The organism is Tenacibaculum aestuariivivum (genome assembly GCF_964507685.1).
Classification (GTDB): Bacteria; Bacteroidota; Bacteroidia; order Flavobacteriales; family Flavobacteriaceae; genus Polaribacter; species Polaribacter aestuariivivum.
The window spans coordinates 752,479-768,350 of sequence record NZ_OZ208414.1; the positions used below are offsets into that span (position 1 = coordinate 752,479).

The 15,872-nt window shown below is 29.7% G+C and carries 14 protein-coding genes; 5 read left to right on the top strand and 9 right to left on the bottom strand.

All coding sequences use genetic code 11. The features are described from left to right. Positions 1-10: 10 nt before the first annotated feature. Positions 11-418 (bottom strand): OsmC family protein, encoded by a 408-nt coding sequence (locus ACN5J4_RS03175; protein ID WP_418650721.1) that lies wholly within the window; start codon positions 416-418, stop codon positions 11-13. Positions 419-637: 219 nt separating this feature from the next. Here ACN5J4_RS03175 and ACN5J4_RS03180 point away from each other — a divergent pair, with 219 nt between their 5' ends. From ACN5J4_RS03180 to ACN5J4_RS03200, 5 genes are all read left to right on the top strand, one after another. Beyond that, positions 638-2,266 carry an acyl-CoA carboxylase subunit beta gene (locus tag ACN5J4_RS03180; RefSeq protein WP_418650722.1) on the top strand — a complete coding sequence of 543 codons (1,629 nt, stop codon included), beginning with the start codon at positions 638-640 and terminating at the stop codon, positions 2,264-2,266. Between the two features lie 204 nt (positions 2,267-2,470). Beyond that, positions 2,471-4,471, top strand: a complete 2,001-nt coding sequence (locus ACN5J4_RS03185) for a DUF3352 domain-containing protein (protein ID WP_418650723.1) — start codon at positions 2,471-2,473, stop codon at positions 4,469-4,471. A 57-nt stretch (positions 4,472-4,528) separates the two neighbouring features. Then, the gene (locus ACN5J4_RS03190; RefSeq protein ID WP_418650724.1) at positions 4,529-5,245 is read left to right on the top strand and encodes a YebC/PmpR family DNA-binding transcriptional regulator; all 717 of its coding nucleotides are present in this window, start codon (positions 4,529-4,531) and stop codon (positions 5,243-5,245) included. 494 nt (positions 5,246-5,739) lie between these two features. Further along, the gene (locus ACN5J4_RS03195; RefSeq protein WP_418650725.1) at positions 5,740-6,219 is read left to right on the top strand and encodes a hypothetical protein; all 480 of its coding nucleotides are present in this window, start codon (positions 5,740-5,742) and stop codon (positions 6,217-6,219) included. Between the two features lie 576 nt (positions 6,220-6,795). After that, a complete protein-coding gene (locus ACN5J4_RS03200) occupies positions 6,796-8,253 on the top strand; it encodes an FAD-dependent oxidoreductase (protein ID WP_418650726.1) in 1,458 nt (485 codons plus the stop codon). Here ACN5J4_RS03200 and ACN5J4_RS03205 read toward each other — a convergent pair. The 8 genes from ACN5J4_RS03205 to ACN5J4_RS03240 all read right to left on the bottom strand — a co-directional run bounded on the left by ACN5J4_RS03205 (position 8,245) and on the right by ACN5J4_RS03240 (position 15,862). Beyond that, positions 8,245-9,318, bottom strand: a complete 1,074-nt coding sequence (locus ACN5J4_RS03205) for an AMP-binding protein (protein WP_418650727.1) — start codon at positions 9,316-9,318, stop codon at positions 8,245-8,247. The genes ACN5J4_RS03200 and ACN5J4_RS03205 overlap by 9 nt on opposite strands. Continuing rightward, the gene (locus ACN5J4_RS03210) at positions 9,311-10,252 is read right to left on the bottom strand and encodes a lysostaphin resistance A-like protein (protein ID WP_418650728.1); all 942 of its coding nucleotides are present in this window, start codon (positions 10,250-10,252) and stop codon (positions 9,311-9,313) included. The genes ACN5J4_RS03205 and ACN5J4_RS03210 overlap by 8 nt, the downstream gene beginning before the upstream one ends. Positions 10,253-10,301: 49 nt before the next feature. Continuing rightward, the gene (locus ACN5J4_RS03215; RefSeq protein WP_418650729.1) at positions 10,302-11,342 is read right to left on the bottom strand and encodes an o-succinylbenzoate synthase; all 1,041 of its coding nucleotides are present in this window, start codon (positions 11,340-11,342) and stop codon (positions 10,302-10,304) included. Between the two features lie 113 nt (positions 11,343-11,455). After that, positions 11,456-11,968 carry an SRPBCC family protein gene (locus ACN5J4_RS03220; protein ID WP_418650730.1) on the bottom strand — a complete coding sequence of 171 codons (513 nt, stop codon included), beginning with the start codon at positions 11,966-11,968 and terminating at the stop codon, positions 11,456-11,458. A gap of 4 nt (positions 11,969-11,972) precedes the next feature. Next, complete coding sequence (locus tag ACN5J4_RS03225) at positions 11,973-12,650, bottom strand: metal-dependent hydrolase (protein ID WP_418650731.1); 678 nt, start codon at positions 12,648-12,650, stop codon at positions 11,973-11,975. 27 nt (positions 12,651-12,677) lie between these two features. Continuing rightward, positions 12,678-13,613 (bottom strand): 1,4-dihydroxy-2-naphthoate octaprenyltransferase, encoded by a 936-nt coding sequence (gene menA / locus ACN5J4_RS03230; protein ID WP_418650732.1) that lies wholly within the window; start codon positions 13,611-13,613, stop codon positions 12,678-12,680. Positions 13,614-13,703: 90 nt separating this feature from the next. Next, on the bottom strand, positions 13,704-14,483 hold the full coding sequence (locus ACN5J4_RS03235; RefSeq protein WP_418650733.1) for a (Fe-S)-binding protein: 780 nt from the start codon (positions 14,481-14,483) through the stop codon (positions 13,704-13,706). Between the two features lie 59 nt (positions 14,484-14,542). Continuing rightward, on the bottom strand, positions 14,543-15,862 hold the full coding sequence (locus ACN5J4_RS03240; RefSeq protein ID WP_418650734.1) for a 4Fe-4S dicluster domain-containing protein: 1,320 nt from the start codon (positions 15,860-15,862) through the stop codon (positions 14,543-14,545). Positions 15,863-15,872: the final 10 nt, after the last annotated feature.

The following is a 15,872-nucleotide window of genomic DNA, read 5'->3' on the forward strand; positions in this document are numbered from 1 at the left end:
CGTTTTTATTTTATTGAATACTACTTACTATTTCGGTTGTTCCTTTTACCATTTGCGCTACTGGGCATGTTGCTGCTATTTCTAATAATGTTTTGTTTTGAGCTTTGGTCAACTCTTTTTCAAAAGATATTTCTTCTATTAATGATTTTTTTATTCCTTCGGATGTTAACCTTACTTGTTGTGTTACATTAACTGTAATTTCACCAACATCCCATTTTTTATTTTCGGTATAGGTTCTTAAAGTTATGGAAACACAACCACCAATTGCAGTTAATAAATATTCTACGGGCGTTGGTCCGTTATTATCTCCACCTTTTTCAACAGGCTGATCTGTAATCACAAAATGATTTCTCATTTTTGCTTCTGCCACATAATTACGATTACTTAATATTACTTTTGACGATGCTTTACCTACCATTATTATTTTCTATTTTTTTTACTATAAATAACATTTCTAGTAAATAACCCTTTTAAAATCTGATACAAATATACAACAAAAATAATTAAAACCCATGGAAACTATTTTCAAGGAATTTAATTGCTAGAAATTAGAAGAACAAATCGAATCAAAGATATAACTACCTTGTATTTTAAAGGGTTTTTCTTACTTTAGCAATTGCTAATAAATAACGTACCTATGGATATTAACTTTAATAAAAACGAAGATTACAATAAACTTTTAGTATCTGACTTACGTAAACGTTTTGCCAAAGTTAAATTAGGCGGCGGACAAAAACGAATTGATAAACAACACGAAAAAGGAAAATTAACAGCTCGTGAACGTGTTGATTATCTTTTAGATGATAAAACAAAATCAATAGAAATTGGTGCTTTTGCTGGTGAAGGTATGTACAAGGAACATGGCGGATGCCCTTCTGGCGGAGTTGTTGTAAAAATGGGATACGTAAGCGGAAAACAATGTATTGTTGTTGCCAATGATGCTACTGTAAAAGCTGGGGCTTGGTTTCCTATTACAGGAAAAAAGAATTTAAGAGCTCAAGAAATATCCATAGAAAATAAATTACCTATTATTTATTTGGTAGATTCTGCTGGCGTATATCTTCCATTACAAGATGAAATATTTCCTGATAAAGAACATTTCGGACGTATTTTTAGAAACAATGCTATGATGAGTAGTATGGGAATTACCCAAATTTCTGCAATTATGGGAAGTTGTGTTGCAGGTGGTGCTTATTTGCCAATTATGAGTGATGAGGCTTTAATTGTTGATAAAACAGGAAGTATTTTTTTAGCAGGAAGTTATTTAGTAAAGGCTGCAATTGGTGAAACTATTGATAATGAAACTTTGGGTGGCGCAACCACACATTGTGAAATATCAGGTGTTACCGATTATAAATCTAAAGATGATAAAGATGCTTTAGATACCATTAAAAAATTGATGGATAAAATTGGTGATGCTGACAACGCTGGTTTTAATAGAAAAAAAGCACTTCCTCCAAAAGAAAACGAAAATGATATTTTCGGAATTCTTCCAAAGGAAAGAAATGCGCAATATGATATGTTAGAAATTATCAAACGTTTAGTTGATAATTCTGAGTTTGATCAGTATAAAGAAGGTTACGGAAAAACAATTATTACAGGCTACGCACGTATAGACGGTTGGGCTGTTGGTATTGTGGCTAATCAACGAAAATTAGTAAAAACAGCCAAAGGCGAAATGCAATTTGGTGGCGTAATTTATAACGATTCCGCAGATAAAGCAACCCGTTTTATTGCAAATTGTAATCAGAAAAAAATTCCTTTAGTATTTTTACAAGATGTTACTGGTTTTATGGTGGGTTCAAAATCTGAACACGGCGGAATTATAAAAGATGGTGCTAAGATGGTAAATGCTGTAAGTAATTCTGTAGTTCCAAAATTCACTATTATTATTGGTAATTCGTACGGTGCAGGAAATTATGCCATGTGCGGAAAAGCTTACGACCCTCGATTAATTGCTGCTTGGCCAAGTGCCGAACTTGCCGTTATGAGTGGTAATTCTGCTGCAAAAGTTTTATTACAGATAGAAAAAGCTTCATTAAAAAAACGTGGTGAAGAAATTACTCCCGAAAAAGAAGCCGAATTATTCGATAAAATAAAATCGCGTTACGACAACCAAGTTTCACCGTATTATGCTGCTGCAAGAATTTGGACGGACGGTGTTATCAATCCGCTAGATACTAGAACTTGGGTTTCGATGGGAATTGAAGCAGCAAACCAAGCCCCTATTGAAAAGAAATTTAACTTAGGAATTATTCAAGTTTAATTATGTCTAATTAAAACAATTACATAAAAACTAAATTTTCATCATGTAAAATTTATTTCCGCTTCTTATAAAACTATAGAATCAAAGTCAGAAACTAAATTAAAGTCAGCTTAACAAATTCTACGCTACTTTTTAATAAAATTAAACAAAGTGTAATTATTAAAATATAAAATATTTTTAAAAGTATCTTTAATATTATTGATTATGAAAAAAAAGATTTTTTGGGCTATTTTAATTACTTTAATTAGCTTTTTAAGCTACCAAACTTACATTTTTACAACAGCTAATCAAAATAATATTAAACCAATTTACTTAATACCTAGTGATGCTGTTTTTATTTTAGATACCGAAAGACCTATTGATACTTGGGATGAAATTAGTGCCAGTGATATTTGGAAACAGCTACAAAAAAATAGCTATTTTAATAACATTAGTAAAAGTTTAAATACTTTAGATACTATTGTTAAACAACAAAAAAGTATTGTTGATTTTATTGGTGAACGAGATGTATTAATTTCAGCACATGTTTACAAGCCTAAAAAATATGATTTTTTATATGTAATTGATTTAGAAAAACTATCTAAACTTAACTTCTTAAAAAATAGTGTTACTAACTTAGCTGGTAATAATTTTAAAATTACCAACAGAACTTATCAAAATCAAGAAATAACAGAAATTTACGACAAAACAAAACGAGAAACTTTACATATTGCTTTTATCAAAAATCAATTAATAGCTTCTTATACTCATGTTTTAGTTGAAAATTCTATCAATCAATATCAAAAGCCAGTTATTGGTAGAGATGTTAATTTTATTGAAATTACAAAAGAAACTCCTGAAGAGGGTTTCTTTAAATTGTTTTTTCAATACAAATATTTAAACAAATATCTTTCTTGTTTTGCTGATAAAACCAATGAAAACCTTATCAAAAACATTCAAAATTCGCTGTATTATTCAGGTTTTGATGTTTCATTAATTGAAGGAACCATTATTCAGGCAGATGGTTACACCAACGTAAAAGAAAATTCTGAAAGCTATTTAACTGCCATTCAAAAATCAGGAAAAGGAAAAAGAACTATTGCTAATATTGCTCCAAAAAACACCGCCCTTTACCTTAGTTTTGCTTTTGATAGTTTTGATGTTTTTCAAGAAAATTTTGAAGCCCTAAAAAAAGAGAAACCGCAAGAATTTGAAATTTACACCAAACAAATTACCGAAATTGAAAATAAATTAGATATTAATATTAAAGAAAATGTGTATAGTTGGATAGGAAATGAAATTGCTTTAATTCACTTTAACTCTTCACTTTCTAAAAATAAAAAAGATGTTGCAGCTATTTTTAAAACTTCTGACATTAAAAAAGCTTCAAAAAACTTGAACTTTATCTTATCAAAAATAAAAGAAAAAACACCTTTACAGTTTAAACAAATTACCTATAAAAAACACACAATCAATTTTTTAGATTTAAAAAACTTTTTTAAAGTAATTGCTGGTAATATGTTTAAAAAAATGGAAAAACCATATTTTACCATTATCAACGATTTTGTTGTTTTTAGCGCAAGCCCTAATACTTTAAAAGAAATTATAAATAACAATCGTAGTAATTACACTTTAAATTCATCAAAACAATTTGAAGATTTCAATTATTTATTTAATAATAAATCAACTATTTTCACTTATATAAATACTCCTTATATTTTTAATGATGTAATAAGCTTGGTTGATAAAAAAACACAACTTCAAGCCAAAAAAAATAAAGAATACGTTATCTGTTTTAATCAATTTGGCATGCAATTAACCTCTAAAGGAAATATTTTTAAAAGTACCATTACAACTACTTTTAACAATCCTCAACTAGTTAAAAACAAAATAAAACTAGAGCAGCAATTAAAAAAGGAACTCAGTTTAAAACTAACGCCTCCTAAAAATACCCTAATAAAAGCTGACACTATAAACTCAATATTTAACTTTAAAGAAATACATCCGTCAGATTTAAGTGCTTCAACTTATAAAGAGTATTATAAAAACGGAAATGTAAAATTTGAGGTAGCATTAGATGATGGTTTGTTAAATGGTAAATATAAAATGTATTATTCAAACGGAAATATAAAGTTAAAAGGAAAGTATAAAAACGGAAAAAAAGCAGGAACTTGGCGAGCTTATAATGAAAAGGAAAGTAACGTAATTGCTAAAAAAAGATTTTAATTGTAAATAATTAACGCAATAGTTACATTTGCGCTAGCATAAACATAATTTAATAAAATGGGAAGAGCATTCGAACTAAGAAAAGGACGTAAAATGAAGCGTTGGTCTGCAATGGCTAAAACATTTACCCGAATAGGTAAAGATATTGTAATGGCTATTAAAGATGGTGGACCAAACCCAGATACAAACTCGCGTTTAAGAGCGGTAATGCAAAATGCCAAGGCTGCAAATATGCCTAAAGATAATGTAGAACGTGCTATTAAAAAAGCAGCTGATAAAGATACCAGTAACTATAAAGAAGCATTATTTGAAGGTTATGCACCGCACGGAATTGCTATTGTAGTAGAAACAGCAACCGACAACAATAATAGAACTGTAGCCAATGTACGTGCTATTTTTAATAAAGGTAACGGTAACTTAGGTACTTCTGGTTCTGTTGTTTTTATGTTTGATCGTGTGTGTAATTTTACCGTTAAAAAAGAAGATATTACGGTTGATTTAGAAGAACTAGAATTAGAGCTTATTGACTTTGAGGTTGAAGAGGTTTTTAATGATGATGAAGGAATTATTATTTATGCTCCGTTTGAGCAATTTGGCGCTATTCAGTCTTATTTTGAAGAAAATAATGTAGAAATTATATCATCAGGCTTTGAAAGAATACCTGCATCAACAACTAAACTTTCTGAAGAACAACAAGCTGATGTTGAAAAACTTTTAGAAAAATTAGAAGATGATGACGATGTTCAAAATGTTTACCACAGCATGGTTATGTAATAACTAAGTATAAAACAACCCCCGCTAATTTATTAGCGGGGGTTGTTTTTATATTAAAAGTATATTTTTTTTTGCCTATTAAATAAATTACACAACTCTATATTATCATTTTAATACTTTTTTTCTACTAAAAAGTATTTTTTATTACATTTGGCTTATCTGTGAAAAAGATATTGCTATAAATTACTTACCCCCTCTTCTACATTGGACTGTAAATAATATATTACATTTTTTTATAATTTTAAAAAAATTATTTTAATAATAAAACAATTAGTATAAGTTTAAATAAGCTGGATAAAAATAATATAACTCTCTATATTAGAAAGTTATAGCCAATTAAAAAAATGACACCAAGAGAAACAATTTTATCAGCTATTAATCTATATCTTAAAGATAATTTGATTAGTGAAGGATTTAGTTTCAGTGAATCACAACTTCTATTTAAACGTAAATTAAAAAATGGTTTTAGTCAACAAATAAAGTTCACAGCTAATTTGAGAAACTACGCGGAAGGAATGATTAGATATGGAGAACAATATAATGTTACCTCTACTTTTTATAAAAAATGGTCAAAAGATAATTTTCCCAACTCAATACCAACGGAATATCTTGAATGTAATTATTCTGCCTTTAAGGGAATGAATGAAAATTTTAGAATTGGAAATGATTATGAGTTTTGGAATAGTGACTCAAAACAAATTATGGAAATAATATGGTCAAACTACTTGAATCACGGGAAGTTATTTTTTGAAGACAATAATTCTTGGGAAAAATTAAGTAAACTAATTCCATCTAATCAAAGAACAGACAGTTTAATTCTAGCAGATAAACTTAAAGAAGCAAAACTAGAAGCTGAATATAATATTACGGAATTTATCAAGCACTATGGTAGTTATGATGAAATGGATGAACAAGGAAAAGGAATTGTGAACTCTGAAAAAGAAAGAATTAAATATATAGAAAAAAGGCTATAACAATGGCTATAGTTAATACGGGTTTGGTACTTGACCCAAAGTTTAGAGCTTTTAACCAAGTCCGCCAAATCTTTTGATTTGGCTTTATAAAGAAAAAGATAAAACAAAATAAAAAGTTTTGGCTAAGTGCTTAATCGAAAGTTCACTACTTTTAATTCCCGCACTAACCATAGCCGAGACGTTCTAAAAAGTAAAATTAACATAATTATACACCGAACAGAATCATTTAAAGTTAAACCTTTAAAAATGAGTATAACTGGAAATTTGAGCATTGAAGACTAAAAAAAGAACGGAATAAAATTTAAGTATAAAAATATTTAGAACTCAAAAACCGCTAAATACACCACCACATATAGCTCATTACTAACACTCGGCTACTTACGAAAATTCTTAGAGAATTTTCTATTCCGTTTTTAATACCGAGTGTAAAACCGAAACTATTTATTTTACAAATGGAAATTGTATTGAAAAACCAATACCTGAAATATGTTTTGATTAATACATCGTTAATAAATTAAAAAGTATTTTTACAGCCTATAATTATTACCACAAAAATAAAACTCAAATAGGAAAGCGATGATAAAGGTAAAAAATGAAAAAACAAGCTGGACTATTTGTAAGGAATGTAAAGGGCGTGGAAAAAAAAGACGGAGAATTCAAAAAAAAGCACAGCTCAATTATAAAATAGCGTTAAATGAATTTGAAAAATCAAAAGAAAAAACAACTCCTCCTACCCGTCCAAAAGGGCAATTATATTCTTGTTTAAAATGCACTGGTTCAGGGTTAATTTCTTCTAATTTCCCTCCCGTTGCTAACACTAAAAATTTTCCTCATGTAGCTATTATTGGTGCAGGCATTGGCGGAGTAGCTTTAGCTGTTGCTTGTTTACATCGCGGAATACCATATACACTTTATGAACGCGATAGTAGTTTTAATGCCCGCTCTCAAGGTTACGGACTCACCTTACAACAGGCTAGTAAAGCTATTGAAGGTTTCGGTATTTTACATCTAAAAGAAAGTGTTATTTCTACAAAACATATTGTTCATACTACTAATGGAGAAATAATAGGAGAATGGGGAATGCGAAAATGGAGGCAACCAAACGACAAAAAAAATGCCAAACACACCAATATACATATTGCCCGACAAGCATTACGTTTAGAAATGCTAGCACAACTTGGCGGACATAAAGCGGTACAATGGAATCATAAATTTATAAATTTTAAAGAGTACAATAAAGATGTTCTTTTAAATTTTAAGGTAAATGGGGTGCTTAAAAGTGCCAAAGCTGATTTGGTAGTTGGAGCTGATGGTATAAGAAGTACGGTTAAAAAATTATTTTTCAATAAAAAAAACACTCCTTTACGCTATTTGAATTGTATTGTTATTTTAGGTATATGCCCTTTAAAAGACATTCCAAAAACAGATAGTTTACTACTTGATGCTGCAACCGTATTTCAAACAGCCAACGGAAATGAGCGAATTTACATGATGCCTTATTCTTCTAACACTATAATGTGGCAACTTAGTTTTCCTATGCTTGAAGAAGATGCTAAAATACTAAGTAAAAAAGGCGCTAAAGCACTTAAAGAAGAAGCTTGCCGTAGAACACAATGGCACATTCCTATTCCGCAAATTTTAGAAGCAACCAAAGAAGCACAAATTTCAGGATACCCAGTATATGATAGTGCACCACTCACACCTCAATTCTTTGAAACAAATACTAAAACAACTTTAATTGGTGATGCAGCACACCCTATGAGCCCTTTTAAAGGGCAAGGAGCCAATCAAGCACTTTTAGACGCCTTAGCACTAGCAAGAGAAATAACTAGCGGTTGTAGACCTTTATCTGAATGGAGAACAACAGGTATTAGAAAAACGGTATTAACAACTTTTGAATTAGAAATGTTAAAACGTAGCACAAAAAAAGTAAAAGATTCTGCTAAAGCCGCGGTATTATTACATTCTAAAATAGTATTAAATAAAGGTAATGAACCTAGAGGTAGAGATTTAAATAGCAAACGTTTATTGTAAAATTGAGTTCCAAGTTTTTTTTCGTTGAATTTTTTTAGTGTCTGTTTCTATAAATTTATCAATAAAATAAATTTCTTTTGGAACTTCAAACTTAGCAAGTATTTTTAGGTTTTTAATAGCTGTTTTTAATATTTTTTCTTCTTCGGATGAAATACTATTTTCAATAATTAAGATTAATTTTTCTCCTAAAACAGCATCATTTATTCCAATAACAAAAAAACGTGTATTTATTATTTTTGATAATTTCTCTTCTATTTTTTCGGGATGTAACTTTATTCCGCCAGAATTAATAACATTATCAAAACGTCCTAACCATTCAAAACTGGTTTTTGAAATAAGCTTTACAACATCATTTGTTATTATTTTTTCTTCGGATACTTTTGGAGCTTCAATAACTAAACAATTTCTTGTATCAGTAGTTATTTTTACGTTTGATAAAATAGTATAATTAGCACCTGAAACAAGTTGATTACCTTTAAAGTTATTCAATTTTTTAACGGCAATATGAGTAATTGTTTCTGTCATTCCATAAGTAGCAAATATATTGGTTGATATATTTTGAATAGCTGTTATTAAATCGGCAGAAACCACGCCTCCTCCAACAATTAATTTAGCTACTTTATGCAATTCTGTTAGTGAATTTAGTAATTGTAACGGAACCATAGCCGAAAAATCATAGGTTTTATTTACTTCGTTTAAAGGATTGATTACAGGATTTACAACATCCAATTTCCAACCTAAAGTTAAAGCACGAACAAGCATCATTTTACCAGCAATATAATCAGTAGATAAACATAATAAAGCTGTTGTGTTTTCTTTTAAATCAAAAAAATTACCTGTTGCTAATGCTGAATTTTTCATAAACTCTTTTTTCAAAGCAATTGGTTTTGGCTTTCCGGTAGATCCTGAAGTTTGTACAATTACAAAATCATTCTCATTAAACCAATCAATTAAAAAAGTAGTAACAGAATTAGAAATAGTTTTAGAATATACAAGTAATTCTTCTTCGGATAAAAAAGAAGTATTATTTAATCTAAAACTTTTATGAAAACGTTTTTTATTCAATATTTTGTGGTTTTTGAATACTACCTGCTAGTTTTTCATGCCAGTTTTTCCAATTATATTTTTTTGAAAATAAAAGTAACATTAAAGGATATAGTATAAAAACAGGCAAAAACATTTCTATACCCACTGAAGGCTCAGAAACATCAATAAATAAAGCATCTGTTTGAAAAACAGTCCAATTTGTAGTTACCAAAAAAGCAGCTACAATATTATTTGCAGCATGTAAACCTAATGCTAACTCAGTACCTTCATCCATCAAAGTTGTAATACCAAAAAAAAGCCCTGTTCCTATATAAAAAACCATTGAAATATACCCTAACTTTTCAACCTCAGGATTTGCTCCGTGTAATAACCCAAAAGCTACTGAGGTTATTAGCAAAGGTAACCACCTATTTTTAAACCAAACTCCTAAACCTTGCATAAAATATCCTCTAAACAACAGCTCTTCAAAACTAGTTTGTAAGGGTAAAAACAAAAAAGAAACGGCTACTAAGGTAAAAAAAGGAATAGGCTCAAAATTCCAAGTATAACTTTCTGGCGTTAAAAATATACCTAAAACAGTTACACTTACTGCAACAACACCCCAAGTTATAAAACCAAACCAAAATCGGCTCCAATCAATATTTTTTCTACTTGTAACCAATGTTTTTACAGCTCGTTTATGAATAAATTTTACTGCTAAAAACAAAAAAATAAGTCCGATTGCAAACATTAATATCATTAAAAATAAAAACAAGTTTTTATTTATTCCTAAGGTCATAAAAGTATTATTTGCGGCATTAGAAAACTCTTCTAAGTTTTCTGAATACAACACAGCTGTTATTGCTAGAGGCATAATACCAATTATCTGCCATCCAAATATTACTAAAAAAATACCTCCTAAATAATAAAACCAATCGTTTTTTCCTTTATATGCTTGTTGTATAAAATTCATTTTTTTTAAAAATTTGATGTTATTTTGATAATAAAAAAACTAAATAACGTTAATCTAAATTAAATTTCCATGCTTTTTTACTGTTATAATGTAAACTTCCGTTTGCTACTTCTAACGGACTTTCAAAATTATTGGTAAATAAACTTCCTGTTCCTAAGCCTTGAGGCAACGGATTTTTTAAAGTATGTGTAAATTGTGCAATGGCATTTAAACCAATATTACTTTCTAATGCTGATGTTATCCAATTATCGGCATTGTGTTTTTTAGCTATTGAAATCCACTCTTTACTTCCGTTAAATCCACCAACTAAACTTGGTTTTAAAATAATATATTGCGGTTTAATTGTTTGGATACATTTTTCTTTTTCTTCGGATGTAAAAACACCTATTAACTCTTCGTCTAAAGCAATTGGCAAGGGTGTTTTTTCGCATAAAATAGCCATTTCTTGCCACTGCCCTTGTTTTATAGGCTGTTCAATAGAATGAATATCTAATTCCGATAATCGTTGTAATTTTTGTAAAGCATCTTTTGGAGTAAATCCGCCATTTGCATCAACTCGTAGCGTTATTTCTTTTGATGAAAATTCGTTTCTGATAGATTTTAACAAATCAATTTCTGTTTCAAAATCGATAGCTCCAATTTTCATTTTGATGGTATTAAAACCTTGCTGTAACTTATCTTTTATTTGTTGTTGCATAAAAGCTTTATCACCCATCCAAATTAATCCATTTATGGCAATGGTTTCTTTTCCTGTGGTAAAATCAGAAGGAAATAATTCAAATTTATTTTCAGATTTTAATGATAAAAAAGCTTGTTCTAACCCAAATTGAATAGATGGGAAGCAAATCGCTTCAGCTAATAAAACCTCTAAACCTAAATTAATATTTTCGCAAAACCATTTTAGTTTTTCTTCATAATATGGCGTATCATCAATACTTAATCCTCTAAATAAACCGCACTCTCCTATTCCTATTTTACCTTCTTGTTTTAAGGTGATAAACCAAGTTTCTTTGGTTCTTAAAATACCTCGAGATGTTCCGCTTGCTTGTTTAAAATTAAGCAAATGTTTATGATAGGTTGCTTTTATCATTATGCACTATTTTTAAGTGATTATTGGTTTTGCGTTAGGGATTGCAATGGAAATCCTTTTGTGAGGCACGAACAAAAGATTGTAATGTAAAGCCCGCTCGAACGCCCAAAAAATTATTTTTCTGATAATTCTTTTAACTGCGTTAAGCAATGCATATTTACAGCTTTAAATGTGCCTTTAAAATAAGGATACAAACAAGCTGTTATGTACGATTTACTGTTTACACTGCTATTTTGTGTAACGGTAGTTTTTGTGTTATTGGTTGTAAAATTATAGGCATCTGTTTTAATCATTTCACTTGAAGTAAATTGAAATGTTATTTTTTGATTAAGCACAAAATCTGTTATTTTTTGAATCATTTTAACTTCTTGCCCATTGCTTATTACAGTCATTCTATAACTGCTTCCTACAACGGCTGGTTTTTGCTCTATTACTTCGATTGACTTAATGTTTGGCAACCATTGTTTTATTAATTCAGGATTTGTAAAGTTTTCAAAAACCTTATTTACTGGTTTATTTATTGTTATTTCGGTACTATATTTTACTTCTGTTACAATAATTCCTGTTAATAAAAAAATAAGTACAAAGACAGTTACAATTCCTAAAGTTATTTTTACAGCTTTCATTTTTTTATAATGTTATAGTTTGTCCTATTTCTAAAATAGTCAATTCTTTATTAGCTTTCGTAAATTTGCTTTTAGCATCATTTACATCAATTTCTATCGGTGGAAATGTGTTAAAATGACAACCAATTATATTGTTACATTCAACTAAATTACTTGCAATAATTGCGTCATTAATTCCCATTGTAAACGTATCGCCTATTGGAAAAATAGCTGCTGTTAATTTTGTAATCATCGGAATTAATGTCATATCCATAGTTACCGCAGTATCTCCTGCAACATACAATGTTTTTTCTTCGGATGAAATTACAAATCCTCCAGGTTGCCCTCCGTAAGTTCCATCAGCAAATGAAGAGGTATGAATTGCGTTTACGTATTTGGCTGAAAAATTATCAGTTTTAAAAGTTCCGCCATGATTTACAGCCGCTGTTTTAAAGCCTTTAGCATCATAATATTGTGCTATTTCAAAATTAGAAATAATTGTTGCACCTGTTTGTGTTGCTATAAGTTCAACATCTAAAACATGGTCTTGATGTGCGTGTGTTACTAATATATAATCGGCTTTAATATCGGTTATTTTGATATTTGATGCCAACGGATTTCCTGTAATAAAAGGGTCTACTAATAAATGTGTTCCGTTAATTTCGATACCGAAACAAGAATGACCGTAAAATGTAATGTTCATGCTACTATGTTGTTTGTTTCTGTTTGTTTATAAAAGGGGTCCTAAGCCAAATAAAATTGAAAATAAAAAAGTACTTAATGCTACTTTTTTTAATTCACCGTCTAATAAAGGTTCTTCTTTGTTTTTATAAACAAAAAATAAATGTTTTATAATTGGTAAATAAGCTAGTAAAAATAAAAATTGTAAAGGCGATTTATAGGTAATTACTACATATAAGTTAGCAAATAAAAATGAAGCAATAATCAAATTATAATGATATAATTTAGCTAGTTTAGCTCCCATTTTAACAACTAATGTATTTTTACCAACTTTTGCATCGTTTACTCTATCTCTCATATTATTTAAATTCAAAACAGCCGTACTTAATAATCCGATTGTAATTGCAGGTAAAAAAATGCTAAAATTCAGCTGTTTTGTATATAAAAAATAAGTTCCTACAACGGCTAATAATCCGAAGAAAACAAACACAAAAACATCTCCAAAACCGCTGTAACCGTAAGCCGATTTACCAACCGTATATTTTATAGCGGCAACAATTGAGGAAACTCCTAAAAAAAAGAAAATGACAGAATATAAAAAATTATCTTTTCCGAAGGATACATAAATAAGCGATAATACTATTATTAAAGTGATAACTCCTGTAATAATCATTGCCGTTTTCATCTGTTTTGGCGTAATTGCTCCTGATGAAACCATACGTGCTTCTCCTTGTCTATTATCGTCTGTACCTTTAACACCATCACCGTAATCATTTGCAAAATTTGATAACACTTGAAAACCGATGGTTGTTAATATTGCGAGTATAAATATTAAATAATTCTTTTCGTTATTTGGAAAAGAAGTATATAATCCGTCAATATTTATATAATTAGAAAAATTAGCTAAAGAACTTCCAACAATAATTCCAGAAACAGATAATGGTAAAGTTCGTAAACGTGCGGCTTTTATATAATTTTTAATCATGTATTCTTTTTTAAAAATTCTCGACTCCGCTCAAATTGACAATACTTGTCTAATTGAGCGGAGTCGGGATTATGATATAAAGTATTGTTTTTACAAATTGTTTGCTTCCGCTATTAACTCAGCAATATCTTGTACTATAACCTGATCTTCTTTCTGTTTAAATTTTATACCATCGGTCATCATTGTATTACAATACGGACAGCCTGTTGCAATAATTTGTGGATTTGTTTCTAATGCGTCTTCGGTACGTAAAATATTGATTTCTTTATCACCTTTTTCAGCATCTTTAAACATTTGTGCCCCTCCTGCTCCACAACATAAAGCGGTAGATTTATGACGTTTCATTTCAGTCATTTTTACCCCTAAACTACGAATTAATTCTCTTGGAGTTTCATAAACATCATTTGCTCTACCTAAATAACAAGGATCATGATACGTTAATCTTTTACCTTTTAAATTTGTGTCATCTATTGATAAACGCCCATCACTAATCAGTTTACTGATAAATTGCGTGTGATGATATACTTCATATTTCCCGCCTAACTCAGGATATTCATTTTTTAAAGTATTAAATGAATGTGGATCACAGGTTACTATTTTTTTTATTTCATACCCGTTTAAAACTTCAATGTTCATCATTGCTTGCATTTGAAACAAAAATTCGTTTCCTGCTCGTTTTGCTGCATCACCTGTTGAACTTTCTTCAGTACCTAACACTGCAAAATTCACCTTTGCTAGGTGTAATATTTTTACAAACGCTTTGGTTATTTTTTTAGCTCTATCATCATAACTTCCTGCTGCTCCTACCCAAAACAACACTTCTGGTTGTTTGCCCTGAGCCATCATTTCTGCCATTGTTGGTACGTTCATAGTTGTATGTTTTTAAGCGTTTATTTTTAAAATTTAAGCTTGATTTTAATTATTTAATCCTACTCTTCGTCTTTCCAATTTAACCTGTCTTGCTGACTATATTGCCAAGGTGCTCCGTTATTTTCAATATTACTCATCATCATATTTAACTCTTGCGGAGCTGCTGATTCTTCCATTACTAAATAACGACGCATTTCTAAAATAATAGATAATGGATCTATACCAATTGGACATTCTTGCACACAAGCATTACAACTTGTACACGCCCATAATTCTTCAGGTGAAATATAATCGTTTAAAAGCTGTTTACCATCATCTTTAAAAACACCATTATTAGTGTCAATGTTTTTACCTACTTCTTCTAAACGATCACGAGTATCCATCATAATTTTTCGAGGAGATAATTCTTTACCTGTTAAACTTGCAGGGCATGATGATGTACAACGCCCACATTCGGTGCACGTATAAGCATTCATTAATTGTACCCAGTTTAAATCGGTAACATCTGAAGCTCCAAATTTTTCTGGAACTTCTTCTTCTATTCCTGCTTCAGGCATTGCATACGGATCAGCATCTGGGTCCATCATCATTTTTACCTCTTTAGTAACCGAAGTAACATTTGTAAATTGTCCTTTAGGTTTTAAGTTTGCAAAAAATGTATTTGGAAATGCTAATAATATGTGTAAATGTTTTGAATAATATAAGTAATTTAAAAATATTAAAATACCTATAATATGAATCCACCAAGCTGATTTTTCAATAGTATGTAATTCTTCTGATGAAAATCCATCAAATAAAGGTGCTATAAATTGAGAAACAATATTACCTGCTCCTGCTTGTTGAAAAGGCACATCAGTTGCATTCATTATTAAAAATAACGACATTAATACCATTTCAAAATATAAAATAATATTACCATCATTTTTGGGCCAACCTGTCATTTCTTTATTCCAAAAACGTTTTACTTTTTCAATATTTCTACGAAACCAAAAAATAACAACAGCTATAAAAACTAATACTGCTAAGACTTCAAAATTACCAATTAAAAAACCATAAATTGTATTTCCTAAAATTGGTTGAAAAACACGATGTGTACCTAATAAACCATCAATTACAATTTCTAACATTTCGATATTAATCAAAATAAAACCTATATATACAACAACGTGTAAGATTCCTGAAACTGGACGACGCACCATTTTATATTGTCCTAAGGCTATTTTAGCCATGTTTTTCCAACGTGCAGGTTTATTATCTGTTCTATCAACATCTTTTCCTAACTTAATGTTTCTAACTAATTTTCGAACATTCATTACAAAGTACCCAATACCTGTAATTAAAATGGCTGCAAAAATTATATTTGATAAGTATTTTTCCATTATGCTTTTA